Genomic DNA, 24,881 nt, shown 5'->3' on the forward strand with positions numbered 1-24,881 from the left:
AAATGGCCCTGGTGGTCCAGAAATACGGCGGTTCGTCGGTTGCCACGGCGGACCACATAAAGGCGGTTGCCGCAAAGGTGGCGAAAAGGGTAAAGTCCGGGGACAGGCTGGCGGTTGTGGTCTCCGCTATGGGGGACACCACCGACGACCTAATAGCCCTGGCGGGGAGTGTAAGCTCCACGCCGAGCCCCAGGGAGATGGACATGCTCCTGTCCACAGGGGAACAGACATCGGCGGCGCTGCTCGCCATGGCCCTCCAGGATATGGGGATATCGGCGGTGTCGCTGAACGCCTTCCAGTTGGGAATAGCCACAGACGGAAGATACAGCGACGCCCGAATCGTCGATCTGGACCTCACAGGGCTGAAAGAGAGGCTTAAAACCGCCGAGGTGGCGGTGATCACCGGCTTTCAGGGGATATCCCCAGGAGGGGACGTCACCACCTTAGGTCGAGGGGGCTCGGACACCTCCGCCATAGCCATAGCGGCAAAACTGGAGGTCCGCTGCGAGATATACAGCGACGTCGAGGGCATATACACCTGCGACCCCAGGATGGTCCCGGAGGCGAAGAAGCTGTCCCACGTGGTCTACGACGAGATGCTTGAGATGGCCGCTATGGGGGCAAAGGTGCTTCACTCCAGAGGTGTGGAGATAGCCAAAAAATACGAGGTGGAGCTCTACTGTGGCTCCACCTTCTCGGATAGGGAGGGAACTATGGTGGTCAGCGCGCTTCCAGAGTGGTTGGAACAGCCGGTGGTGACAGGTATAGCGGTGGATATGGATCAGATGAAGGTGACAGTGGAGAACCTCCCCGACGGGGTAGACCTTCTGACTAGGCTCTTCGGCTGTCTCGCCGCCGACGGGGTGAACGTGGACATGATTTCCACCGTATCCGCCGGAGGCAGAACCTCCATAACCTTCTCGGTGGTGTCGGGCCACATATGCCAGGTCAGGACCTCGGTCCGCCAGAGCCTCGAGGGCATAGAGGGCTGGACCCTGTCCGACGACGAGGCGGTCGCCAAGGTGTCGGCGGTGGGGGTTGGCATGAAGACCAGCTCCGGTGTGGCCGCCAGGTTCTACTCCGCCCTTGACGGTGCGGAGGTGGAAGTGCTTTGCACCACCACATCGGAGATAAAGATATCGGTGCTGGTGCCAAGGGATCAGGCCAGCGCCGCCGCTAAAGCACTGGTATCCGAGTTCGACCGCAAGGAATCAGACTGATGCTGGCCCCTCTATACGGTCCTCTGCCTCTGGCGGTGGAAAGAGCGGAGGGAGTGGAGATTTTCACCGACAAAGGGGTTTTTCTGGACTGCTACGCCGGGATAGGGGTCATGGCCATGGGGCACTCCTACCCTCCTTCGGTGGAGGCGGTGGCGGAGAAGTCCAGCCGTTATATGCACCTCTCAAATTACTTTCAGGACCCCGATGGTCTGAGGATGGCCGAGACCCTGCTGGCGCTGGACGGAAGGGACGGCCAGGTGGCCTACTCCAACTCAGGGGCGGAAGCCACCGAAGCGGCGATAAAGGCGGTGAAGGTATTAAGGCCGGGAAAAACGGTGTCGTTCAGGGGCAACTTTCACGGCAGGACCTGCGGGGCCCTGTCTTTAACCTGGGGCCCTACGATCCGAAAGCCCTTCGAGCCCCTGCTAGGGGACGTGGTCTTTCTGCCTCAGGAGGGCGACAGCCTCAGGGACTTCTGCCGTGCCAACGACGTCTCGGCGGTTTTTCTGGAGACCTTTCAGGGAAACAGCGGGGTCATCCCCTGCCCGGAGGACCTGGCTGATGCCATAAGGGAGCTACACCAGGAGGGGCGATTCCTGCTGGTGGCCGACGAGATCCAGTCGGGCATAGGCAGAACGGGAAAGGGATACGGCTATCAGCACTACGGCCTTAAGCCCGACCTGGTGACACTGGGGAAGGGGATAGGTGGAGGGCTGCCCCTAGGGGCCCTGATGGCCTTCGGCCACAGCCCCTTCAAACAAGGCGACCACGGCTCCACCTTCGCCCCTAACCCTGTAGCCTTAGCGGCAGGGCTACCGGTGGTGGAGGCCATGACCGAGGACTTTCTGGCGGAGGTGACGAGGAAGGGAGAGAGGCTTCGCAAGGGCCTTGCCGGGCTCCCCTGGGTCAGGTCGGTGCGAGGAGCTGGCCTGATGATAGGGGCCCTAACCGACTACGCTCCAGGGGTCTCTAAGATGGCCTTCGATAGGGGGGTCCTTCTGAACGTAGCGGGAGGAGCCATAAGGTTCCTGCCGGCTCTGAACATCTCCGACGAGGACATAGACCGCATGCTGGAGGCCCTCAGGTTCTCCCTCTAGTGGGAGAGCTTTTGGGCCAGCCGGTCCAGCAAAGCGGAGAAGGCGAACACCAGGACTATCAGGACCACCGACAGGGCGGCAGCCTGGGAGAACATGAGCTCGGTGATGCACTCCAGTATCCTGACGGTCAGGAGGTTCCACCTCACCGACACCAAAAATATCAGTGCGCTGACGGCGGTCATGGAGACGGCGAATATCGCCCTGGCCCCTCCAAGTATGGAGGGCAGTATCAGAGGGATCACCACATCCCGAAAGGCCCTGCCCCTTGAGGCCCCGAGGTCCATGGCGGCCTCCTCAATGGAACCGTCGATCTGGGCCATTGAGGCCATCATCAGCCTGACCGCCGGAGCGCCGTACCTAAAGACGCACAGGGCCACCATGACGGTCATGGTTCCGGTGAGGACTAAAGGTCCCGAGTTAAAGGCGGAGACGTAGGCGATGCCTACCACAGTCCCCGGAAGAACCGAGTTGAGAAGTGATGTAAACTCCATCCAGGGAGACCGGCCGTTCACGACGGAGAAGGCCACAGCTAGAGCTAGCAGTGTCCCTATCACCGTTGAGATCGACGCAAGGAGCAAGGTGTCCCCGATGGACCTCATGCCAGAGGTGAAGGCGTAGCGGTAGTTCTCCAGGGTCAGACTGTGGTCCAAACCCCAGGCCTCCACGAAGGACCCGGCGAATATTATGCCGTAGAGGTAGAGAACAAAGGCGGCTATGGCCCCGATAGGCAGCAGCACCGACCAACGGCCCACCGGTCCAAGCTGAAACGCCCTGGAACCTCTGTCTCTCCCTGTGACGGTGACGAAGCTCCTATCCCTGGTCCAACGCCTCTGAAGGAGGTACACCAAAAGGGCAGGGGCCATCAGTATTAGGGCCAACGTCGCCCCACCTCTAAGGTCGTACATTCCGGTTATCCTCAGATAGGCCTCGGTGGTCAGGACGGGAAACCTGTGTCCTCCCATGACCATAGGGGAGGCGAAATCCGCCAGAGACAGGCCGAACAGCACCAAAAAGGAGTTGCCCAATCCAGGTATGGACAGTGGAAGTGTGACGGTGCTGAAAGCCTGCCAACGGGTCGCCCCGAGGTCCATGGCCCCCTCCTCCAGGTCGGTGCTGGATCCCTCCATAACTCCCCTCAAGGTCAGATAGGCCAGAGGAAAGTAGGTCAGCAGCTCCGCCAGCCAGGTCCCGATAAAACCGTAGATATCCATATCCGGCAGAGACAGCAGCTTTGGCACGGTCCCCCCCGGGCCTAACGTGAGGGTCAGGGCTATGGCGGTGGTGAAGGGAGGGGATACCAGAGGCAGCACCGTTATGGCGGTCATGGCCTTTTTTACCGCCCCAGGCAGGGCCATCCTGGAGGAACCGAAGGCGAAGAGAAAACCCAGGGCAGTCCCTGAGGCAGCCACGGCGGTGGCAAGGCTCATGGAGTTAAACAGTGCCTCCCAGGTTCCCCTTTGGGACAGGGCCGATACGAAGGGCTCCAGGGACGGGCCACCGTCGCCCATTATCACCGACGACAGAAGGCGGCCCAGGGGATAGACCACGAACACCCCCAGAGCCGCCCAGATCGCTATTTTTACCGAACTACCTCTTCCACCCATTTCTTCACCAATCTCTCCCTGTTCTCCCCGGCCCAGGCTATGTCCATGGGAAGTATCTTCATGGAGGACATGTCCAGCTCCGCAGTGGCAGGCGGCACGTCGGGGTTGGTTGGGATCAGGTTTATCTCGTTCTCGCCGTAGAGCTTCTGCATCCTCTCGCTTGAGGCCCAGTCGAGAAAAGCCCTTCCCAGGTCGGGGTCTTTAGCCCCTGCCACCAGAGCCATGGCCTCTATTCCGGCCACAACCCCCTCTTTGGGGTAGCTGATGACCACATCGTATCCCTTTTGGACCATCTCAAGGCCGTCCACCAGGAAGAAGATTCCCCCTGCCGCCTGACCTCTGGCAACCGGAAGGGCTCCACCGGCGCCGCTTTTTGTGTAGGTCTGGACCGACGAGTCCAGCTTAACCTGATATTCGAAGGCCTTTTCCTCGCCCATGGCCTGTACCAGGCTCAGGATGCGGTACATGGCGGTTCCGGAGGTTCTGGCATCGGCCATCTGGAGCTTTTTGCCGTAGGCCGGGTTCAGAAGGTCCTCCCAGGAGGCCGGGGCCTCAAGGCCCTTGTCCTTCAGGAACTGACCGTTGGTCATAAAGCATATCGGGTCCAAAGCCACACCGGTCCAGTAGCCGTCTTTGTCCTTGAACTCAGCCGGTATTACCTCCGACCCCTTGGGGGAATAGGGCTCGAAAAGGCCTTTGGCCACGCCGTCCACAAAAGCCTCGGCCATATTTCCGAAAACCACGTCCACCTGGGGGTTGGCCTTCTCCGCCTCCAGTCGGGCTTGAAGCTCACCGGAGGAGAACCTTATCCACTGGACCTTTACCCCCGTATCGGCGGTGAAGGCGTCGAAGATAGCCTTGGCGTAACGCTCGGACCATATGGTGTAGGCCCGTAGGGTCTTGGCCTCACCGTAGGTGGCCATAGAGGTCAGCCCCAGAGCCACCAAACAGGCTATGGCGATGCTTTTTACTTGCTTCCTCACTTAAATCATCCCTCTCTTTTGGAGCACCTCTAGAAACTTAATTTTAAGTTCCCTCGGAGAGACCGTCCCGCCTACGCCCTGTTTGAATGGCTACGTCGGAACGATCTCTCCGGGGATCAGCGTTTTTAGAGATTCCTTTGAGTTGTCCCCTAGATTGTATCCAGAAAGGAGAGGGGTTTCTATATCCAGATACCGTTACAAAGTAACGTAAGTGGTCTAGGGCAGTGCCACCACCAGAGAGGGGTCGAAGGACAGATCCACCGAGTCCCCCTCCTGCCAGACCTTTATGCCAGGATAGAAGTTCTCCATCGCCAGGAGGGACTGGCCGTCGCCGAGCCTCAAGGTGTACTCCATCCTGTCGCCGCTGAAGACCACCTGGGTCACGGTGCCACCCAGAAGCCCTCCCCCCTGCGATAGGGACAGGGTTTCGGGACGAAGGACCAGTGAGACCTTCTCTCCCTTCCGATAGCTCTTGCCCTCGAGGAGCCTGGCGGACAGGTTACTGCCTCCGGTGGATATCCGGGAGGTCAGGCCGTCCAGGTCGTCCAAGGTCCCCTCGAGTATGTTGGCCTGGCCTATGAAGTCCGCCACGAAGGTGCTCTCCGGGGCGGTGTATATCTGAAAGGGTGTCCCTATCTGCTCCACCTGGCCCTTGTTCATTACCATTATCCGGTCCGCCATGGTCAGGGCCTCTTTCTGGTCGTGGGTGACGTAGAGACAGGTTATATCCAGCTGCTTCTGGATCCTCCTTATCTCGGTCCTCATATGGATACGGAGCTTGGCGTCCAGGTTTGAGAGGGGCTCGTCCATGAGGAGGACCTTCGGCCTCATCACCAGCACCCTCGCCAAGGCCACCCTCTGCTGTTCACCACCGGATAGCTGGTTGGGGTAACGCTTCTCCACCTGGGACAGCCCCACCATCTCCAGGCCCTGGACGACCTTCGTCTTTATGTCCTTCGCCGACTCGTTCCTCATCCTGAGGCCGTAGGCCACGTTGTCCCCTACGGTCATGTGGGGAAAGAGGGCGTAGTTCTGGAAGACGAAGCCTATGTGTCTTTTGTTCACCATTACGTCGGTGACGTCCTGGCCGTCTATGAGTATCCTCCCCGACGTAGGGGTCTCGAAACCGGCGACCATCCTTAGGGTGGTGGTCTTTCCGCAGCCCGAGGGCCCTAGGAAGGTGACCAATTCCCCTCCCTTTACGTCCAGATCCAGCTCTTTAACGGCGTGAAAGGGGACGTTGTCCTTTACGAAAGTCTTGGCTATTTTGCTGAGTTGAAGAGATACGGCCATCAGAGAGTTCCTCCCTGTCCTTTATAGGTATGTCCTGTGGCCCTGGCCAGAAGGCCTAGAAGACCGCTGAATACGAAAACCATGGCTATGAGCACTATGGAAAAAGCGCAGGCGTTGCCGAACTGGAGCTCGGTCATGCACTCAAGTATCCTGGTGGTGAGGAGAGACCAGCTGACGGACACCAGAAATATGGTGGCGCTTATGGCGGTCATAGAGTGGATAAACAGATACTTCATTCCCGCCAGCACCGCCGGGACCACCAGAGGAAAGGTGACCTTCCGGAAGGTGGTTATGGACGACGCTCCCAGGCTCATGGATGCCTCCTCCATGGACCGGTCAATCTGGTGAAGGGAGGCTATCACCGCCCTTATGCCCGCCGAGTCGTAGCGAAACACGTAGGCCGCCACTAGGATGGCCATGGTGCCGGTGAGCATAAAGGGCTTTCCGTTGAAGGCTATGACGTAGGCTATACCTACCACCGTCCCGGGCAGGGCGTAGTTGAGGAGGGAGACTATCTCCATCAGGCCGTTGCCGGGAAAGGGCTTTCTCTGGGTTATGTAGGCTATGGCCACAGCCAGGAGGGCCCCTATAGGTGTAGCGGTAAGGGCTATCATGAGGGTGTCCTTTATGGCCTTCTGGCCGTGGTCCACCACGTAGACGAAGTTCTCCAGGGTGAACGAATTATTTACCCCCCAGGCCTTTGTAAAGGCCCCGGCCACTATGAGAGAATAGAGGAACAATATAAAGGCGATCACGGCGCCGCAGGCTATAAGGACCGACCACTCTGTTATAGGCCCAAGTCCCTTTGTGGTAGTCCTGGCACCGGACTTTCCTGTGACGGTGACGTAGCTTTTCCTGGAGACCCAGAAACGCTGGAGCAAGAACACCGCCAGAGCTGGGACAAGAAGGACGAACGACAGAGCCGCCCCTCCCCGAAGGTCGTAGAGGCCGGTTATCTGGAGATATGCCTGGGTGGGCAGCACGGGAAACTGGTGTCCCGCCAGAACCAGTGGAGTAGCGAAGTCCGCCAAGGAGCAGGCAAAAAGGAGCAACATCGAGTTGGCTATCCCCGGCACAGACAGAGGCAGAGTTACCGTCCGAAAAACCTTAAAAGGCGATGCCCCCAGGCTTAAGCCTGCGTCCTCCAGGTTTGGGTCTATACAGGAGAGCACCGCCGCTATGGTCAAAAAGGCGACGGGGAAGTAGGTCAGAGACTCGGATATCCAGGTTCCCCAGAACCCGTAGAGGCTAAAGGCCTTTATCCCCAGCATCTTGAGGAGAATGCCGTTAGGGCCCAGGGATAGGGTCAGGGCTATGCTGCTGGTAAAAGGCGGCGATATGAGGGGCAGTACGGTGATAGCCCCTATAAACCACCGGATGGGCCTTGGCATGGAGATCTTTGTCACAGCCAGGGCGAAGAGGAACCCCAAAAAGGTTCCTGTCACAGCGACAGCTCCAGCGAGCCTCAAACTGTTGAAAAAGGCCAGTCGGTCGTACCAGTTGGTCATAACCGCAGCGATGTTGGCCCCTGAGAGCTGGCCCTCCACTATGAAAGTCATTGCGAGCAGTTTTAAAAAAGGATACAGGACGAAGACGCCCAAGGAGACCCATATTGCAGCGACCACAGGGATCAGTGACCTGTCCATATTAGCCGATCTGTTCACGTGAAAACCCCTTTCCTGAGGGCATCAAAGAGAGAAAGGGCTCGACGGTAGCTTTCGAGCCCTCTCGGAGACTGTAACCTTAAACTAGCGGATGACCTCGTTTATCCAGCGGTCCACGTAGGCCTTTCTCTTCTCCCCTTTCCACTCCGTCGGAACGGAGAGAAGGGTCACTTTTGAGACGTCCAGGGCCGGGTTTGAGACTTTGACCGACGACAGGACCGGTATGTAGTTTATGCTGTTGTCCACAAGGAACTGGGCGAGCTTCTCGCTGGTGGCCCAGTCGACGAACTTTTTGGCCTCGTCCAGGTTTTTGCAGCCCTTTATAATTCCCGTGGACTCTACACCGTACGAAACTCCCTCTTTAGGATATGATATAACTACAGGGTAGCCCTGTTGCTGGATCTCCAGGGCGTCGACGATGTAGAATATACCGCTGGCGGTCTGGCCCTGAGCTATGGGCATGGCACCACCGGCGCCGCTTTTGGTGTAGAGCTGGACGTTACCGTGAAGCTTCTTCTGATAGTCGAAGGCTCCGTCCTCGCCGTAGACCTTCACCAGGCTGTATATCCGCTCCGTGGCGGTGCCGGAGGTCCTGGCGTCGGCCATCTGGAGGTTGTTGCCGTAGACCGGATCGAGAAGGTCCTCCCAGGAGGTAGGGGCCTCTATGCCCTTTTCCTTTAAGAAATTGGTGTTGGTCAAAAACACCAGGGGGATTATGCCGATCCCAGTCCAGTGTCCATCGGGATCCTTGAACTCCACCGGAACCTGGTCGAAGTTGGCGGACCTGTAGGGCTCGAAGACCGACTCGTTCATCCCAGCGACGTATGTATCGGCGGGGCCACCCCAGAGCACGTCCACCTGGGGGTTTCCCTTCTCCGCCACTATCCTGGCCAGGGCCTCACCGGAGGAGAATCTCATGAAATTGACCTTTATCCCCGTCTCGTCGGTGAAGGCCTTGAAGACCTTGGCGGAGTATTTCTCCGGCATTATGGTGTAGACGTTTAGGCTGGCGGCGCTTGCCCCTGCAGTGACTATGAGTCCTAAGGCCAGGGCCATAAGGACTTTGGACATGGAACGACCTGCGAATAACATAATAAAATCACCCCTGAAATAGTAGTGTGGTGTATCCCTCGTTGGATACTATCCCTTTTCCGTCTTTCGGGCAAGACGGGAAAGGGCAGAAAAACTTTTCCAAAAAACGAAAATACCTAATACAGAAAGGGGCGATCCCCTTGGCACAGGAGATTGTTCTTTCCGCTCTGCTGGAGAGATGGAAAAAAGACGAAGGGATAAAGGTCCTATGCGCCGAGTACCTTAGGGACTCGGAGGCCTACAGAAAGATCGGCGAAGTTCAGGACCGGGAGGAACGGGTGGAGCTCAGGAAGCTCTGGACCGCCATGTCAGATCGTTATTGGGTTCTTCTTAAATCTATCCTTATGGTCATGGCAAAAGAGGGCCCCGAGACTCTGTCCTTCGGTCCCAAGGAAAGGCTCCTTCTGGACGGAGGTTTCCTGTCCCCTGGAGTAACGTCCTTCAACGAAGCTCTACCGACGTGGCTCTCTCAGGATAGACCTCAGGACATGTTCCAGTATATGACCTTCACCGAGTACTGGCAGGACTTTTACGCCGGCCTATACAACAAGGAGAAACGGTCGGGAATGGAAGTATTCGGAGACCGGATGAAAGACTACAAGACCAGCACCGACAACGCCATGAAGAGAGCCTCTCTCTCCCTAAAGACCATCCTTCCTCAGGTCCCGGACTGCACCAAGGAGAAGGCGGAAGAGCTGGTGGGCAAGCTGGAGAAGAACCTGGAGCCCTTCCTGGAGCGACACATGAGGACCAGAAAATTCCGAGAGATGGAGAAAAAACAGTGCGACGAGACCATCGAGAGATCCAACTTTTTCTCTTTCGCCAGAAACGAGATAGAGTCGCTCATAACCAAGGCATCCAGAACCATCGACGGCTTCGGAGACGACGAAAGGCGCCGATTCAAGGGCCTGGTGGACGACGTGGTATTCTTCGGATCGGTCTACATCCACATCCGCAACGAGGCGGATAGATGGGACAGGACAAGAGACAGAAACGCCGCCAAGTTCGCCACTGAGAGCGAGGGAGACAGGCTGGTACGGCTGGAGGAGGCCATAAAGGGCAAAGGAGAGATGGCTGGACAGATGGCCCGTATGGCCAGGACCGACACGTCCCCTCTCTGTCAGCAATCGGTCCAGAAGCCTATGACCTTTCAGGAGGTCTCGGAGATACTGAAACGGCTGGTTCACCTCGACGAGGACATGCTGAGAGTACCGAGGGTGAGGATGTACGGCATACCTCGGGTGGTAATAGTTCCGGGACAGGGATACGGAGCCTACGACTGGACGGACAACAGCTTTATTATGCCCCTATTTCCCAGCCACAGCGCCGAGAAGGCGGTGGCCTACTCTCTGGCCAGCTTCCGCTGGGACGCCGACGAGGACAGGGAGTTCAAAAACACCTACGAACTTCTTAAGGAGAACAAAGGCAAGTCGATTAAGGGACTGGCGTCGTCTTTCTCCAACGACTACTACCTATGGCTGACCAAAGAACGGTATGGCTTCAGGGTCCTCCCCCGAGAGGTCCGAGACTGGTTCAAGATAAAGTTCGACTCCGAAGGGGTGAAGTAACTTTTTTGAGTTATAATAGTTCGGTTACGGGTATAACGCTTAAACGGGAGGAATGCCTATGTTTTTGTTCCTGGAGTCTCAGGACGTGGTTGCCCTGGACAAGGTGATCGCCCTAGTGAGGGACGAAGAGGGCACCGCAATCCACACCGACGACGGGATCGCGCTGCGCTCGGCCTTCCGGCCCGAGACGCTTAGACGACGCTGTTTTCCAAAGCGGATATCCAAGGTCGCCCGGATGGGAGGAGAGTTTTTAGATGACTAACAACCATTCTCAGTACACCGCTCAAAGCATCCAGATACTGGAGGGCCTTGAGGCGGTCAGAAAAAGACCGGGAATGTACATAGGGGACACCGGAGTGCGAGGGCTCCATCACTGCGTATACGAGGTGGTGGACAACGCGGTGGACGAGGCCCTGGCAGGACACTGTGACGACATAGTCGTAACGGTCCACACCGACGGCAGCGTCTCGGTATCGGACAACGGAAGAGGCATCCCGGTGGATCCCCACCCGTCCAACGGGAGGCCCGCCTGTGAGGTCGTCCTCACGGTCCTACATGCCGGAGGTAAATTCAACAACGACAGCTACAAGGTTTCCGGCGGACTTCACGGCGTAGGCGTGTCGGTGGTCAACGCTCTGTCCTCATGGCTAGAGATAGACATATGCAGGGACGGAAAGGCATGGGCCCAGAGGTTCGAGAGAGGGATTCCGGTAACCGACCTGGAGGGAGGCTACGACACCCACAAGAGAGGGACCACCGTCCACTTTATGCCCGACGACGAGATCTTCGAGGAGGTTACCTTCTCCTCGGAGGTCTTGAGCAGTCGATTCAGGGAGATGGCCTTCTTAAACCCAGGGCTTAAGATAACCCTCAAAGACGACAGGGAGGAAAAGGAGTGGACCTTCCTCTACGAGGGGGGACTTTGTTCCTTCGTGGAATACCTGAACAGGGACAAAACATCCCTGTTTCCCAAACCTGTGGTGATATCCGGGGAGAAAGACTCTATCTCCGTGGACCTAGGGCTACAGTACAACGACGGCTACCACGAAAGACTATTCTCCTTCGCAAATCTCATCAACACCATAGAGGGAGGAACCCACGTCATAGGCCTTCGGTCCGCCCTCACCAGAGCTATAAACGAGAGCGCCAGGCGGAACAAGGTCCTGAAGGAAAAAGACGCCAACCTGACGGGAGAAGACCTTAAAGAGGGCCTTACCTGTGTCATATCCATAAAGTTGGGCAACCCCCAGTTTGAGGGACAGACCAAGACCAAGCTGGGCAACAGCGAGGTCAAGGGCATAGTTGACTCGGTGGTCTACGAGGGGCTCCTTACTGCACTTGACGACGATCCCGTGATCCTTAAGCCGGTGGTGGAGAAGGCCATAAAGGCCAGACAGGCCAGAGAGGCTGCCAAGAAGGCCAGAGAGCTCGTCCGAAAAACCGCCATGACCGGCCTGAACCTCCCTGGAAAGCTGGCGGACTGCTCCGGCAAGGACCCGGAACACTGCGAGGTCTATATAGTCGAGGGGGACAGCGCAGGGGGCAGCGCCAAGCAGGGAAGGGATAGGAGCTTCCAGGCCATACTGCCCCTTAGGGGTAAAATCCTGAACGTAGAGAAAGCCAGGCTCGACAGGATCTTGAGCAGCAACGAGATCCGAACCATAATCCAGGCCCTAGGATGCGGCATAGGGGAGGACTTCGACCTCTCCAAGCTCCGCTACCACAAGATAATAATAATGACCGACGCCGACGTAGACGGAGCCCACATAAGCACCTTGCTCCTGACCTTCTTCTACCGCTACATGAAGGAGCTCGTTGAGGGAGGATACATATACCTGGCCCAGCCGCCTCTTTATCGGGTGCAGATAGGCAAACACGCCGAGTACCTTTTCAGCGACAAGGCCCTCCGGTCCTTCGTGGACAGCCGACAGGACACGGGGAAGAAGATCGGCGTCCAGAGGTACAAAGGACTAGGGGAGATGAACCCAGAACAGCTATGGGAGACCACCATGGACCCAGGCAACAGGGTCATGAAGAGGATAGAGGCCAACGATGCCCTGGCGGCGGACCAGTACTTCAGCATCCTGATGGGAGACAAAGTCGAGCCAAGGCGGGACTTCATCCAGTCCCACGCCCACGAGGTCCAGAACCTGGACGTCTGATCCCAAAAAAACCGAAAGGGAGCGCGCTTCTTAAGTGCGCTCCCTTTTCTGTTGCAAAAACACCTCGAACTATTTATAATTGACGGGACAGAGCTTCGCTCTGACACATCACCGAAAGGAAGTGATCTGCCGTGAAAGTCTTCAACCGTAAGTCCGGGATCATGCTTCTGTCGTTGCTACTTATCGGGATCGTCGCCACAGCGTCCTGCGCGGTGACCGTCAAAATGTCCTACAACGGCCCTCCAAAAGCTGAGGACAACGCCGTCCACGCCTTCGCCGAGAACTTCAAAAAGCTGGTCGAGGAGGGAACCGAGGGACGAGTTACCTTCGAGCTCTATCCAGACAGCCAGCTGGGGACCGAGGAGGAGAGGATGGAGCTCCTTATGAAGACCGGGCTCAATCAGCCTATGTCCAACATAGCCTCCTTCGCCGGGGTGGCCCCGGTGTTCCCGGAGATATACGCCTCGTCCATACCGTTTATGTTCAATTCCTATAAGGCGGCCCATATATTCTTCGACAAGAGCCAGTACTGGAAAAAGGCCCAGGAGGAGTTCCGCAACAGGACCGGCGCGGTGCTGTTGGAGGCAGTCGAGGAAGGCGGATTTTTGGCCTTCACGAACTCCAAGAGAGCTATCCATGGCCCAGACGACTTCAAGGGCCTCAAGTTCAGGGGCATGGACGAGGGACAGCTGGCCATATACAGGGCCTTCGGAGCCAGCGGGACCCCCATCCCCTGGACGGAGCTCTACATGGCCCTCAAGACAGGGGTCGTGGACGGTCAGATGAACCCGGCGATGTACATAATCATAGGAAGTCTATTCGAGGTCCAAAAACACATGACCTTGGCCAACATACAGTACTCCGACCAGTTTTTGGTCATGAACGGCGACCTGTTCGACTCCCTCTCCGAAGGGGACCGTAAGGTAGTGGTCGAGGCCGCCAAGGAGGCCAACCGCATCAGCCGCATGGAGGTGGAGGCAGCGGACTCCAAGCAGGTGGAGTACCTGCGGGAGAAGGGCATGGAGGTGTACTCTCCTGACGAGAAGGAAATGGACCAGTTCAGGGAGAAGGGGCAGCCCGAATACATAAAATGGCTCAAGACCAAGGTCAGCCAGGAGTGGATGGACCTGGCGGTACAGTGCGCCGACAGAGCCAACGAGGCGGCTAAGGAGTAATCCGGTGGGCAGTTGGAGGGACCTCGGAAGGATCCAAAAGCTAGCGATCGCCATGGAGAGGCTCAGCGCGCTGGTGGCGGGTTTTCTCCTGCTGATCAACGTAGGGGATATAGTGCTCGGCATACTCTTCCGTTACGTCATGAAAAGCTCGATCATATGGACCGAGGAGGTCGCTCGATACTCTCTGGTCTGGCTTGTGATGCTTGGGGCCGCTGGAGCTCAGGCTAAAGGGGATCATATGTCCATAGACTTTCTCACCCCCCGTTTTCCGAGGTGGCTCAAAAAGCTCTCCTATGTGGTCAGAATAGGGGTGCAGGCGGTTGTGCTGGTCCTGCTTATCTGGCTAGGCAGTAAAAACGTCGCAGGAACCTGGACAATGAAGACGATGGCCCTAGGCATCCCCAAGGCGATCCCCCTCATGGCGGTCCCTATCGGCATATCCATGCTATTGGTGCAGCTCCTGCTTCAGGAGCTGCACCGCCGCTCCGACGGAGGTGATAAGCCATGACAGGGTTACTTATCCTTGGGGGCTTCTTCCTCCAGATGGCGTTGGGAGTACCGCTCTACGCCTCGCTGCTATTCACGGGATTTTTAGGCATATTGACCACAGGAAATTTGACCCTCCTCAGGGCCATTCCACAGCAGTTCTTCGGGGGAATGGACGTGTTCTCCCTTATGGCAATTCCCTTTTTCATCCTGGCAGGGAGCCTCATGAACCGCTCGGGGCTGACCGACCGACTGATCGACTTCAGCCGTCTGCTGGTAGGGTCGGTCCGGGGAGGGCTGGGCTACGTCAACGTGGTCGGAGGGATAATACTGGCGGGGGTCAACGGCTCAGCGGCGGCGGACGCCTCGGCCTTAGGTTCAATTCTGATACCTGCAATGGAGAAAGAGGGGTTTCCAAGGGCCTACGCCGCCGGTCTGACCGCCGGTAGCTCGCTGATAGGCCCTATCATACCGCCAAGCATATTCATGATAATCTACGCCGCTATGACCAACACGTCCATAGGTGGACTGTTCGCCGCCGGGGTGGTCCCGGGGTTGGTACTGGGGCTGGCCTTTATGGCCATGAACTGGTTTTTCTCCAGGCGGTACAACGTCCCTATGACCGACACCGCGGCGGTAAGGGCCAGGGCTAAGGTCATACTGAGGCGGTCGGTGGCGGCCTTAGTCGCCCCCTTCATAATAGTCGGAGGGATAGTGACCGGGGTGGTGACCCCTACCGAGTCAGGAGCCCTGGCGGTAGTCTACTGTCTGTTGGCGGGTATAGCTATAACCAGGGAGCTGACCTGGTCGGGCCTTACGGATTCTATCTACGAGACAGTCCGGCTCACCAGCGCGATCTTCATGATAATGGGCGCCGCTACGGTAGTAGGGTGGTTCCTGAAATGGGAGAGGGTCACCCAGAAATTCGCCTCGATCCTAATAGGTATGGGATTGCTCGAACACCCCTGGCTGCTTCTGATAGTTCTCAGCTCCATAATCTTCGTCATAGGGATGTTCATGGAGGAGGTGGCGGTGCTTACTTTGCTGACGCCCATTTTCGCCCCTCTAGCGGTGAGAGCGGGAATAGACCCCTTCCATTTCGGCATAGTGATGACCCTGAACGTTACCATAGCCCTGATAACCCCTCCTGTAGGGGCCTGCAACTATATAGTGGCTGCGGTGGGGAAAGTTCCGCTAGGAGACCTTTTCAGGGAGATATGGCCCTTTATAGCGGTGGCCATGACGGTGCTGCTGGCCATAATATCCTTCCCGGCGATAACGGTCACTCTGCCCAAAATACTGGGACTTTAAGGACAGGAGTGGAAAAATGACGAATAAAATACCGCCCCTGATCGAAAGTGGGGAACCTCTGGTGTCCGCCAGCCTATATCCCGAGAGGATACTGTCAAGACCCCAGTATTTCATCCAAGGACTAAAGGGTAGCGTGCCCGAGTCCTTCCTACGATTGGGGGTATATGAACGGCTGGTAAAGGCGGCGGATCGGCTTCCCAAGGGATGGAAGTTCGTCCTGTTGGACTGCTGGCGGTCGCCGGAGTTACAGGGAGAGCTTTTCAGGACTATTAGCGGCGAGATATCCAGGGAGCACCCGGACCTTTCGCCGGAGGAGGTGGAACGAAGGGCGAGGATATTCGTAGCCTACCCTTCCGTGGAACCGGACAGAGTATCGGGCCACTGCACCGGTGGATCGGTTGACCTGACCCTGGCGGACGATAAAGGACGGGCCCTCCCTATGGGGTCGGGATTCGACGAGACCTCCGAGAGGTCCTACACCGACCACTACGACGGGCTACCGGAGGGAGAGGAGATAAGGCATAACAGGGGGCTGCTGGTGGACCTCATGGAGAACGAGGGATTCTCCAACTACCCTAAAGAGTGGTGGCACTTCGATTACGGCAACAGAAACTGGGCCATAAGGACAGGGGTGGATCACTGCATATACGGCTTTATCCGTCCTGAGATGAGATGGCGCTGAGCCTGTGTACAAAAAAAACGGTAGCTTCCACCTTACGACGAGGTGGCGCTACCGCTTCTTTTAACCTTTTAAAACCCTCTCCAAAGCACCCCAGACGGCGTCCTCTTTGAAGGGCTTGACGATAAAATCCTTGGCACCAGCCTTTACCGCCTCTATGACCATTTCCTTCTGTCCCATGGCACTCACCATAACTATCTTGGCAGCAGGGTCCTTCGCTATGATACCCTTGACCGCCTCGATACCGTTCATGTGAGGCATGGTTATATCCATGGTAACTATATCTGGACTATTCTTTTCGTAAGCTTCGATGGCCGACTTGCCGTTATCCGCCTCCGCCACCACCTCGTGCCCCATCTTTGTCAACATATTGGACAGCATCATCCTCATGAAAGCCGCATCGTCTACAACCATTATCTTGGCCACGCTATTCCTCCTTCCCAACTCTCCAGTTTGCACCTACAGTATATCAGGCTATTCTTTCTAAGTCATGAACCGGTTGACCCTCATCAAGCGGGAGTCTATACTATTTTCCTGTCCATCACCACTCAAAGAAATCAAGAATATTCCTCTAAGGAGTGCTTTCAATGATAGCAGTCGGCATAGATATGGGGTCGGTTGGCACTAAGACGGTGCTCTTCGACGGAAAGGTAGTTGACAGCCACCTTGAGCCCACAGGATGGAACCCAGCTGAGGCTGGACGAAAGTCGGTGGAATATCTGCTTGAGAAAAACCGCCTTACAAAAACCCTCTTAGGGCCAATAGTGGCAACAGGTTACGGCAGGAAGAGCCTGACCATAGCGGAAAAAGCGGTCACCGAGATAACCTGCCACGCCAAGGGAGCCTATTTTTTGGACAACCAAATCCGCACCATTTTAGACATAGGTGGGCAAGATAGCAAGGTCATCAGGCTGGACCAGAGCGGAAACGTAGTTGACTTTATGATGAACGACAAGTGTGCCGCAGGCACAGGCCGTTTTCTCCAGGTAATGTCCAACCTGCTGGAGTACTCCATAGAGGAGCTGGGATCTATCCCGATCGAGGGGGACATCCAGAGCATCTCCAGCATGTGTACCGTCTTCGCCGAATCGGAGGTGGTCAGCCATCTGGCGAAAGGTGTCCGTAAAGAGGCGGTCGCCCTGGGCCTGCTGGACTCGGTGGCGGTCAGGGCCTCCTCCATGCTGGCCCGGATCGGCATAGCCCCAGGTCTGGCCTTCACAGGAGGGGTATCCCGATGCTCTTCGTTGGTCTCCATGATTCGCTCCCACACCGGGCAGGACGTAAAGACATACCCTCAATCTCAGTTCGCCGGAGCGCTGGGAGCGGCGCTGATATCTCACGATATGATATAATCCCCATGCTCTAAAAGAATATTAGAGGGGGAATTTTTATGTCCAAAATCGACCAGATAATGGCGGAAGTGGAGGCCCACCTGAAAGACGGCGTCCTCCAGGTGAAGGAGTGGAAGGAAGAGGGCAAGCCGGTGGTGGGGACCTACTGCACCTTCGCCCCTTGGGAGATAATAACCGCAGCAGGGGCCATCCCTGCGACCCTTTGTGCCAGAGGAGAGGAGCCTATCGCCGCGGCGGAGGAGCACCTTCCCAGGAACCTCTGTCCTCTCATAAAGTCCAGCTACGGCTACGCCCTCACCGACAAGTGTCCCTATTTCCATTTCTGTGATATGGTCATAGCGGAGAGCACCTGCGACGGCAAGAAAAAGATGTATGAGCTGATGGAGAGGCTAAAGCCCCTCCATCTGATGATGCTTCCTCAGACCGCCCAGGGAAAGGCCGCCAGGGATACCTGGCGAGCCGAGGTAGAGAGGCTGAGATCCAGGTTGGAGAAGAGCTTCTCGGTAAAGATCACAGACCAGGATATCTCCAGGCAGATAGAGCTGAGAAACAGGGAGAGAGTGGCCCTCAGGTCCATGTGGGAGCTGTCTAAGATGGATCCACCGGCCATAACGGGCAAGGAGCAGTACATGATCTCCGAGTACTGCGAGTTCCACTTCCACAAAGAGGAGCTTGTCCCGTGGCTTGAGAAGGTGGTCTCGGACATAAAGGAGGCCTACGACCAGGGAGAGAGACGGGTCGACGGCAAGGCCCCCAGGATCCTCATAACCGGCTGTCCTCTGGGAGGGGCCCAGAAGGTCATCCACGCCGTGGAGGACTCGGGGGGAGTTATAGTCTGCTACGAGAACTGCGGCGGAGTAAAGGAACAGGGATTCCTGGTTGACGAGGACCGTCCTCCTATGGAGGCCCTGACGGACAAGTACCTGAACATCGGATGTTCCGTCATGACCCCAAACAAGTCCAGAATGGAAAACCTGAGAGCCCTTATGGAGGAGTATAAGGTCGACGGAGTGGTGGAGGTGGTCCTCCAGGCCTGCCACACCTACGCAGTGGAGACCTACGAGGTGAGAGAGCTGGTCAGGTCCACAGGACGGCCATACCTTTCGATAGAGACGGACTACTCCAAGAGCGACGTTGGACAGATATCAACCAGGATCAGCGCTTTCCTGGAGATGATCTAAAAAAACCAAAGAGAGATATGAGCGAGTTTAAACATGAAGAAACTGTCGGTTATAGCGGCAAGCCTGGTAGCCTGTGCGGTCATGGCCGGATCCGCCATAGCCCAGGGATCCAGCGGAGAGGGCATGAAGGTCTGGTTCGACAGCGGCGGCCCGGTAGGAGGCCCCTACAACACCATAGTGGCCAACGGAGCCAAACAGGCCGCCACCGATTTAGGCTGCGAGCTGACCTTGGTCTACTCCGACTGGAGCCCCGAGAAAATGATAGAGAACTTCAAAAACGGCCTTGCGATGAACCCCGACGGCATGGTCATCTACGGCTCCCCCGGCGATGACGCCTACGAGCCCCTCGTCAGGGAGGCTATCGACAGAGGTATAGTGGTCACAGCCATAGACACCGAGCTGCCCAGGCTTCAGCCCATGTTTCAGTCCAAGGGGTTCGGCTACATCGGTCCCGACGGCTGGAGGCAGGGGGAGGACCTGGCAAAGGAGATCCTTCGTAGAGGGGATTTCAAAGAGGGAGACAGAGCCTTCGTATGGGGACTGAAGAGGCTGGAAAACCGTGGCAGAAGGGCGAGGGCCATCATAAAGACCTTGGAGGACGCAGGGCTCAAGGTGGACTATCTGGAGATCTCGCCTGAGGTTGACAAGGACACAGCCCTCGGGACCCCTATCATCACCGGCTACCTCTCCAGCAACCCCGACTGTAAGCTCATGATAATGGACCACGGGGCGCTCACGTCCCAGGTCGGCAACTATCTCAGGGCAGCAGGGGTCAAACCGGGAGAGATCTTCGCCGCGGGCTTCAGCCTCTCTCCTGCCACCGCATCGGCCATAGAGGAAGGCTACCTCACATTGGTGTCGGAGCATCAGCCCTACCTTCTGGGATACCTGTCGGTGCTTCAGGTGGTCCAGACCAAGAAATACGGCTTCGGCGGCCTGGTGGTTGACACCGGCGGCGGCTTCGTATCGGCGGAGAACGTGGACAAAATAGCCCCTCTGGCAGCTAAGGGGATAAGATAGGCAAAATAGGGTAAACTGACAGGGGACGGACCTTTCCGTCCCCTGAACCTTTATGTGGAGGTGGAATTTTGGAGGCGATGGTGGAGATGAAGGGCATCGGCAAGTCCTTTGGTTCGGTGGAGGCCCTTAGACAGGTGGACTTTCGGCTCAACCCAGGGGAGGTCGTCGCCCTCTTAGGGGACAACGGAGCGGGAAAATCGACGCTCATAAAGATACTTTCGGGGTTTCACAGCGCCGATCGGGGCTCTATGATGGTAAAGGGCAGGGAGATAGACTTTAAAGCCTACGACGTTACCGTCGCAAGATCCCTGGGGGTGGAGACCGTCTATCAGGAGAGATCTCTAGGGGAGAGACAGCCCCTTTGGAGAAACGTCTTCATAGGCAGACACAGGCTGAACCGCTGGGGGCTCATAGACGTGAAGAGGGAGAAGATGGAGACCATGGAGCTCCTCTCGTCGGTGCTGGGCCTCAGAGGGGCCGGACTCAGCCCGGACGCCAGCGTCGAGACCCTATCTGGCGGCGAGAGACAGGGACTGGCCATAGGCAGGGCAATGCACTTCGGGGCGGACATAATAGTCCTGGACGAGCCCACCACAGCCCTTGCCCTGAGCGAGGTGGGTAAGGTCCTGTCGTTTATAGGATCCATCAGGGAGGACGGGCGGTCATGCATCGTCATCAGCCACGATCTTGGGCACGTCTACAAGGTGGCCGACAGGTTCGTCCTCATGGACAGGGGATCGACGGTGGGGGACTACAGAAAAGGGGACATAACCCCGGAGGAGCTGATGGCGAGGATGATAGGCCTTAACGGCGAGGTGAAACCATGAGATGTCTGTGGGAGTCCCATAGAAGGGGCATACTGGTCACGTTAGGCCTTATCGGCCTTTTAGTCCTGTTCGCCATCGCAAGCCCTAGGACCTTTCTGAACCCCAGGATATACCGATCCTTTCTGTCCACCATACCTGTGACCGCAATTTTGGCCCTGGGCATGACCCTGCTGGTGGTGGTCGGAGAGATGGACCTGAGCTTCCCCTCTGTCTGCGCCGCCGCGGCCTACGTCTTCGCCGAGGCCTTTTTAGCCACAGGATCCGGGGCGGTGGCCTTTGGCCTGGCCATAGCATCGGGGGCCATAATGGGATGGATAAACGGCCTCATAGTTGTGAGGATAGGGGTCCCTTCCATAATAGCCACAATAGGGACCCAGTTTTTCTGGCGAGGGCTCATACTCCTCCTGTCCGACGGAATAGCCCTGAGCCTGGCGTCGGTCAGGGGCACCGATATCTACAGTCTGTTTGTGGGCCGGATGGCAGGAGAGATTCCGGTACAGTCCCTCTGGTGTCTGGCTATAGCTCTGGGGCTGGCTCTGCTGTTGAACCGCCACCCTTTCGGAGACTCGCTGCTTTTCATAGGGGATAACCGAAAGACCGCCGCCATGATGGGCATACCGGTGGCGAAGGTCAGGATAAAGGCCTTTATCCTGATGGGAGTCCTCTCCGCCTTCGCCGGGATCCTGGCGACCCTGGAGCTGGCCAACTGGTGGCCCACCCAGGGGGAGGGCTATATGCTACTGGTGTTCGCCTCGGTCTTCGTGGGAGGGACGTCGGCCTACGGAGGCGAGGGAACCATCTACGGAACCCTCATCGGGGCTATAATAATAGGGATAATAGAGGCAGGGATAGTCAGCGCCGGCCTTGCGGGATTTTGGACCAGGCTGGTCCACGGCCTGATAATCGTCGTATCGGTGTCCATCTACGCCACCATGGCCAGGAGACCTCAGGATATGTAACCTTAATAACCTAAAAGAACAGGAGGATTTTTCGTGAAAGCGGACTTTTTAGACTCCCATAATCGCCATTGGCTGGACGGGGAAAAGCTATTCAGGTATGGGCGATGGGCCAATGCCGATCATCTTTATGGTATCGCTGCGGAGTGTGGATTGAAGGCCCTTATGAAACTATTCGGTATGGGAATCGACATATCAACAGGAGCCCCTTCCGCAAAAGACGACAAGGTCCATATCCCAAAGATATGGAATAGATTTGACTCCTACAGATCAGGCATACAGGCAATATCCTATAGCTTGCCAGAGAACCCCTTTAGAGATTGGGACATATCCCAGCGATACACCAATGAATCCTATTTTCAGGAGTCAAACGTCAGACCTCATCGGGAAGGCTCCCTTGTGGTCCGCAAGTAAACGGAAAAGGCGATCATGGAGGGATTAATGTGATAAAGGTCTCTTTTGACGAGATAACAGACGTCCTCTTGGATATTTTTAGAGCCAACAGCGAGGCCCTGCCGGCGATATCTCCCTTTATAGTCAACAGAGACCTCTACGGAAAGGTCAGCTTAGTATTCAGAGAAGAGATAGAAGATCATCCTCAGACTAAAGAGGCCATCGAAAAAATATCAACCCTTATGGCTGAGAAGCTTGGCAACCACTGCGCTCCCTCCGATCGGATAGTTTTTTTCGAGCCCTCTCTGGACTCCGTCAAAATCGGTGGAGTATGTCACAGCATGGAGGAATTCCCCTCAGTCACAGTAGTGGATCGGGTCACCTGTGAAAGCGACTGGACAAAGATAGAGCCTGAAAAATCAGGATGTCCTAGGATAGTCTTTTTCTCCATAAAAGGGGGAGTCGGACGCTCGACGGCTACAGCTATAGTTGCCTGGGCTCTGGCTCAGGGGGGGAAGAAAGTCATGGTAGTGGATCTGGATCTAGAGTCCCCTGGCCTATCAAGATCCCTTCTTAGCGAAGATAAGCGACCTAGGTTTGGCGTTACCGACTGGCTGGTCGAGGATCTTGTTGAAAATGGCGATTTAGTGTTTAAAGACATGGTAGCCACCAGCGACCTCTCCTACGATGGAGAGATTTACGTCGTTCCAGCCCACGGTGATAAACCTGGCGAGTACATATCAAAACTGGGAAGGGTATGGATGCCAAAGACAACACCGGAAGGCAAGAGGGAGGCATGGCCGAGGAGATTAAACCGTCTCCTTCTGGATCTAGAGTCCACATTGGAGCCGGACGTAATACTAATAGACTCAAGATCGGGTATAGATGAAATAGCCTCCGCCTGCATCACCGACTTAGGAGCAGCTGGAATACTGCTATTTGCCCTGGACGGAGATCAAACATGGTCCGGCTACGAAGTGCTATTCAGACACTGGCTAAAAACCGGCGTGTCGGAGCTAATAAGAGAGAGGCTTCACGTTGTCGGAGCTATGATTCCCGACATAGACAAGGGCGATTATTTTAGGGAGCTACTTGAAAACTCCTGGAAGATATTTACCGACAATATTTACGACGAAATACCTGCCTTGAGCTCTCCCGAAAATGGGACAACGGAAGGGATCTATCCATTTAATTTTGACGAGGCGGACGAAACAGCTCCTCACTATCCCTGGCCGATAAGGTGGAACAGGGGATTTTCCTCGTTGAAGTCGATTCACTCAAAGATAACCACCATAGATAAGACACAGGTAAATGGAGTCTTCGGGTCTCTCGTCGAGGGCGTACAAAAAATCCTAGACACAGGAGGACCTCAGGATGATCGACGTTAATTTAATCAGAAGAGCCATCGTATCCGCCCTTTCCGATGGAACATCCAACTTCGGGACGCCTCCTGAACCGGCAAAAATCTATTTACCTAGAGCTCATATCAAGTCACTGAACCTTGAGGCAAACCTAGTTATAGGATCAAGAGGGGTCGGCAAGTCCTTTTGGACGTCGGTGCTAGGATCGCCAGAACTACGTAAATCGCTGAGTTCCTCCGTGAGACACATGGATAATACGGAGGTAAGAACAGGCTTTGCGTTAAACGGAGATATAAAGTCCTATCCAGACGGCGAAGCCTTCGCCCATCTGATCGAACAAAAACAGTCCCCCTACAATATATGGCGAGCTGTTGTAGGGAGATGCATAGCTAGCTTTTTAAAGATAAATATCCCAGCGAAAACGTGGCTGGAGTCGGTCCAGTGGGTCAGGGAAAACCCTGAAGACCTGGCTAAAATCATGGAAAAAGCGGATGAGGAGCTGGAATCCACGGGAAAAAAGTTACTGATACTTTTTGACGCCCTGGACCGATCCTGCAACGATTGGCAAACAATGGACATGGTGGTCAGGGATCTACTAAAGGTCATATTATGGTTAAAATCCTACAGCCGGATCCACGGCAAAGTATTCCTCAGGAAAGACCAGCTTGAAAGGACCATAACCGACTTCCCCGATTCCTCGAAACTACTGGCGACAAAGACCGAGTTAACATGGCAACATCACGACCTTCATGGTCTTCTGTGGCAGATCCTATGCAACGCACCGGACGAAAAAGGCGAAGCCATAAGGAATATATACGGCACTGTCATGGGAGCAAAGCCGGATAAAAATGGGGAGATCTGGCAAATCCATCAGGAAGCAAAGACAGAGGGAGAGTTGCAAAGATCTCTTTTTCAGTCCATCGCTGGGGCATGGATGGGGAAAGATCGACGTAGAGGGGCCCCATATATATGGTCGGTAAGACATCTCGCCGACGGAAAAGGACTTACCTCACCTAGATCTTTCCTGGCAGCCATAAAGGAAGCGGCAGAGGACTCTATAGAACACTATCCTTCCTATGACCTCCCACTTCATTACGAAAGCATAAAAAGAGGGGTAGCCAGAGCCTCTCAAATCCGAATAGAGGAGATAGCCGAGGATTATCCATGGGTTACTAAACTGCTTCGACCTTTGAAAGGCATCTTACTGCCCTGCCCCTTTAATGCCATAGAGGAAAGATGGGTGCGGAGCTTTCCCTCTGGAATAGACAAGACAGCCAGAGACCGCCTTCCGCCGCAACAGGCAGAAGAAGGATGGAAGTCGGTACTTCAGGAAATAGAGACTCTGGGCATAGTGGAAACCATGAGGGACAACAGGATAAATATGCCCGACCTCTACCGTATCGGCTTTGGCCTGGGGAGAAAGGGTGGAGTGAAGCCTAAAAGAAAGGAATAGTAGC

Annotated in this window: 23 protein-coding genes; 17 read left to right on the forward strand and 6 right to left on the reverse strand. The window is 56.0% G+C overall.

From position 1 onward, the window contains the following. Positions 1-2 precede the first annotated feature (2 nt). Together B9Y55_RS01845 and B9Y55_RS01850 are read left to right on the forward strand one after the other, a co-directional pair. The gene (locus B9Y55_RS01845; RefSeq protein WP_085543657.1) at positions 3-1,220 is read left to right on the forward strand and encodes an aspartate kinase; all 1,218 of its coding nucleotides are present in this window, start codon (positions 3-5) and stop codon (positions 1,218-1,220) included. After that, positions 1,220-2,317 carry an aspartate aminotransferase family protein gene (locus tag B9Y55_RS01850; RefSeq protein ID WP_085543658.1) on the forward strand — a complete coding sequence of 366 codons (1,098 nt, stop codon included), beginning with the start codon at positions 1,220-1,222 and terminating at the stop codon, positions 2,315-2,317. The genes B9Y55_RS01845 and B9Y55_RS01850 overlap by 1 nt, the downstream gene beginning before the upstream one ends. Here B9Y55_RS01850 and B9Y55_RS01855 read toward each other — a convergent pair. The 5 genes from B9Y55_RS01855 to B9Y55_RS01875 all read right to left on the reverse strand — a co-directional run bounded on the left by B9Y55_RS01855 (position 2,314) and on the right by B9Y55_RS01875 (position 8,953). After that, positions 2,314-3,921: an ABC transporter permease gene (locus tag B9Y55_RS01855; protein ID WP_085543659.1), complete on the reverse strand. Its 1,608-nt coding sequence runs from the start codon at positions 3,919-3,921 to the stop codon at positions 2,314-2,316. The two genes, B9Y55_RS01850 and B9Y55_RS01855, sit on opposite strands and share 4 nt — an antisense overlap. Beyond that, positions 3,897-4,904 carry an ABC transporter substrate-binding protein gene (locus tag B9Y55_RS01860; RefSeq protein WP_234986089.1) on the reverse strand — a complete coding sequence of 336 codons (1,008 nt, stop codon included), beginning with the start codon at positions 4,902-4,904 and terminating at the stop codon, positions 3,897-3,899. The genes B9Y55_RS01855 and B9Y55_RS01860 overlap by 25 nt, the downstream gene beginning before the upstream one ends. A gap of 216 nt (positions 4,905-5,120) precedes the next feature. Further along, the gene (locus B9Y55_RS01865; RefSeq protein WP_085543660.1) at positions 5,121-6,197 is read right to left on the reverse strand and encodes an ABC transporter ATP-binding protein; all 1,077 of its coding nucleotides are present in this window, start codon (positions 6,195-6,197) and stop codon (positions 5,121-5,123) included. Next, on the reverse strand, positions 6,197-7,861 hold the full coding sequence (locus B9Y55_RS01870) for an ABC transporter permease (RefSeq protein WP_327078427.1): 1,665 nt from the start codon (positions 7,859-7,861) through the stop codon (positions 6,197-6,199). Before B9Y55_RS01870 ends, B9Y55_RS01865 begins: the two co-directional genes overlap by 1 nt. Positions 7,862-7,945: 84 nt before the next feature. Further along, positions 7,946-8,953 (reverse strand): ABC transporter substrate-binding protein, encoded by a 1,008-nt coding sequence (locus B9Y55_RS01875; protein WP_200806600.1) that lies wholly within the window; start codon positions 8,951-8,953, stop codon positions 7,946-7,948. Between the two features lie 140 nt (positions 8,954-9,093). Between B9Y55_RS01875 and B9Y55_RS01880 the strand changes: the two genes are divergently transcribed. The 7 genes from B9Y55_RS01880 to B9Y55_RS01910 all read left to right on the forward strand — a co-directional run bounded on the left by B9Y55_RS01880 (position 9,094) and on the right by B9Y55_RS01910 (position 16,337). Next, entirely contained in the window at positions 9,094-10,521 is a 1,428-nt protein-coding gene (locus B9Y55_RS01880) for a hypothetical protein (RefSeq protein WP_143340772.1), read from the forward strand. A 58-nt stretch (positions 10,522-10,579) separates the two neighbouring features. Next, entirely contained in the window at positions 10,580-10,783 is a 204-nt protein-coding gene (locus B9Y55_RS01885; protein WP_085543662.1) for a hypothetical protein, read from the forward strand. Then, complete coding sequence (gene gyrB / locus B9Y55_RS01890) at positions 10,776-12,683, forward strand: DNA topoisomerase (ATP-hydrolyzing) subunit B (protein WP_085543663.1); 1,908 nt, start codon at positions 10,776-10,778, stop codon at positions 12,681-12,683. The genes B9Y55_RS01885 and gyrB overlap by 8 nt, the downstream gene beginning before the upstream one ends. Positions 12,684-12,814: 131 nt before the next feature. After that, the gene (locus tag B9Y55_RS01895; protein ID WP_085543664.1) at positions 12,815-13,858 is read left to right on the forward strand and encodes a TRAP transporter substrate-binding protein; all 1,044 of its coding nucleotides are present in this window, start codon (positions 12,815-12,817) and stop codon (positions 13,856-13,858) included. A 4-nt stretch (positions 13,859-13,862) separates the two neighbouring features. Next, the gene (locus B9Y55_RS01900; protein ID WP_234986090.1) at positions 13,863-14,366 is read left to right on the forward strand and encodes a TRAP transporter small permease; all 504 of its coding nucleotides are present in this window, start codon (positions 13,863-13,865) and stop codon (positions 14,364-14,366) included. After that, positions 14,363-15,655 (forward strand): TRAP transporter large permease, encoded by a 1,293-nt coding sequence (locus B9Y55_RS01905; protein WP_085543665.1) that lies wholly within the window; start codon positions 14,363-14,365, stop codon positions 15,653-15,655. The genes B9Y55_RS01900 and B9Y55_RS01905 overlap by 4 nt, the downstream gene beginning before the upstream one ends. Before the next feature lie 16 nt (positions 15,656-15,671). Continuing rightward, a complete protein-coding gene (locus B9Y55_RS01910) occupies positions 15,672-16,337 on the forward strand; it encodes a M15 family metallopeptidase (RefSeq protein WP_085543666.1) in 666 nt (221 codons plus the stop codon). Positions 16,338-16,397: 60 nt separating this feature from the next. On the opposite strand, the gene B9Y55_RS01915 is transcribed toward B9Y55_RS01910, so the two are convergent. Continuing rightward, positions 16,398-16,760: a response regulator gene (locus B9Y55_RS01915; RefSeq protein ID WP_085543667.1), complete on the reverse strand. Its 363-nt coding sequence runs from the start codon at positions 16,758-16,760 to the stop codon at positions 16,398-16,400. Between the two features lie 161 nt (positions 16,761-16,921). On the opposite strand from B9Y55_RS01915, the gene B9Y55_RS01920 reads away from it, so the two are divergent. From B9Y55_RS01920 to B9Y55_RS01955, 8 genes are all read left to right on the forward strand, one after another. Beyond that, complete coding sequence (locus B9Y55_RS01920) at positions 16,922-17,686, forward strand: acyl-CoA dehydratase activase (RefSeq protein WP_085543668.1); 765 nt, start codon at positions 16,922-16,924, stop codon at positions 17,684-17,686. A gap of 38 nt (positions 17,687-17,724) precedes the next feature. After that, positions 17,725-18,867 carry a double-cubane-cluster-containing anaerobic reductase gene (locus B9Y55_RS01925; RefSeq protein ID WP_085543669.1) on the forward strand — a complete coding sequence of 381 codons (1,143 nt, stop codon included), beginning with the start codon at positions 17,725-17,727 and terminating at the stop codon, positions 18,865-18,867. A gap of 33 nt (positions 18,868-18,900) precedes the next feature. Continuing rightward, the gene (locus B9Y55_RS01930) at positions 18,901-19,887 is read left to right on the forward strand and encodes a sugar ABC transporter substrate-binding protein (protein WP_085543670.1); all 987 of its coding nucleotides are present in this window, start codon (positions 18,901-18,903) and stop codon (positions 19,885-19,887) included. A 77-nt stretch (positions 19,888-19,964) separates the two neighbouring features. Then, the gene (locus tag B9Y55_RS01935; protein ID WP_234986096.1) at positions 19,965-20,714 is read left to right on the forward strand and encodes an ATP-binding cassette domain-containing protein; all 750 of its coding nucleotides are present in this window, start codon (positions 19,965-19,967) and stop codon (positions 20,712-20,714) included. Then, the gene (locus B9Y55_RS01940) at positions 20,711-21,673 is read left to right on the forward strand and encodes an ABC transporter permease (protein ID WP_085543672.1); all 963 of its coding nucleotides are present in this window, start codon (positions 20,711-20,713) and stop codon (positions 21,671-21,673) included. The genes B9Y55_RS01935 and B9Y55_RS01940 overlap by 4 nt, the downstream gene beginning before the upstream one ends. A gap of 33 nt (positions 21,674-21,706) precedes the next feature. Then, on the forward strand, positions 21,707-22,084 hold the full coding sequence (locus B9Y55_RS01945; RefSeq protein ID WP_085543673.1) for a hypothetical protein: 378 nt from the start codon (positions 21,707-21,709) through the stop codon (positions 22,082-22,084). 29 nt (positions 22,085-22,113) lie between these two features. After that, positions 22,114-23,451, forward strand: coding sequence for a ParA family protein (locus B9Y55_RS01950; protein WP_200806601.1), 1,338 nt, complete (start codon positions 22,114-22,116; stop codon positions 23,449-23,451). Continuing rightward, on the forward strand, positions 23,438-24,877 hold the full coding sequence (locus B9Y55_RS01955; RefSeq protein ID WP_085543674.1) for a hypothetical protein: 1,440 nt from the start codon (positions 23,438-23,440) through the stop codon (positions 24,875-24,877). The genes B9Y55_RS01950 and B9Y55_RS01955 overlap by 14 nt, the downstream gene beginning before the upstream one ends. Positions 24,878-24,881: the final 4 nt, after the last annotated feature.

The organism is Dethiosulfovibrio salsuginis, from assembly GCF_900177735.1.
Classification (GTDB): domain Bacteria; phylum Synergistota; class Synergistia; order Synergistales; family Dethiosulfovibrionaceae; genus Dethiosulfovibrio; species Dethiosulfovibrio salsuginis.

Bases quoted from the DNA above. Each gene is read 5' to 3' on its own strand.
- B9Y55_RS01910 (WP_085543666.1), top strand. From the start codon at position 15,672: ATGACGAATAAAATACCGCCCCTGATCGAAAGTGGGGAACCTCTGGTG.
- B9Y55_RS01855 (WP_085543659.1), bottom strand. From the start codon at position 3,921: ATGGGTGGAAGAGGTAGTTCGGTAAAAATAGCGATCTGGGCGGCTCTG.
- gyrB (WP_085543663.1), top strand. From the start codon at position 10,776: ATGACTAACAACCATTCTCAGTACACCGCTCAAAGCATCCAGATACTG.
- B9Y55_RS01940 (WP_085543672.1), top strand. From the start codon at position 20,711: ATGAGATGTCTGTGGGAGTCCCATAGAAGGGGCATACTGGTCACGTTA.
- B9Y55_RS01925 (WP_085543669.1), top strand. From the start codon at position 17,725: ATGTCCAAAATCGACCAGATAATGGCGGAAGTGGAGGCCCACCTGAAA.
- B9Y55_RS01875 (WP_200806600.1), bottom strand. From the start codon at position 8,953: ATGTTATTCGCAGGTCGTTCCATGTCCAAAGTCCTTATGGCCCTGGCC.
- B9Y55_RS01955 (WP_085543674.1), top strand. From the start codon at position 23,438: ATGATCGACGTTAATTTAATCAGAAGAGCCATCGTATCCGCCCTTTCC.
- B9Y55_RS01905 (WP_085543665.1), top strand. From the start codon at position 14,363: ATGACAGGGTTACTTATCCTTGGGGGCTTCTTCCTCCAGATGGCGTTG.
- B9Y55_RS01930 (WP_085543670.1), top strand. From the start codon at position 18,901: ATGAAGAAACTGTCGGTTATAGCGGCAAGCCTGGTAGCCTGTGCGGTC.
- B9Y55_RS01885 (WP_085543662.1), top strand. From the start codon at position 10,580: ATGTTTTTGTTCCTGGAGTCTCAGGACGTGGTTGCCCTGGACAAGGTG.
- B9Y55_RS01850 (WP_085543658.1), top strand. From the start codon at position 1,220: ATGCTGGCCCCTCTATACGGTCCTCTGCCTCTGGCGGTGGAAAGAGCG.
- B9Y55_RS01920 (WP_085543668.1), top strand. From the start codon at position 16,922: ATGATAGCAGTCGGCATAGATATGGGGTCGGTTGGCACTAAGACGGTG.
- B9Y55_RS01865 (WP_085543660.1), bottom strand. From the start codon at position 6,197: ATGGCCGTATCTCTTCAACTCAGCAAAATAGCCAAGACTTTCGTAAAG.
- B9Y55_RS01845 (WP_085543657.1), top strand. From the start codon at position 3: ATGGCCCTGGTGGTCCAGAAATACGGCGGTTCGTCGGTTGCCACGGCG.
- B9Y55_RS01935 (WP_234986096.1), top strand. From the start codon at position 19,965: ATGGTGGAGATGAAGGGCATCGGCAAGTCCTTTGGTTCGGTGGAGGCC.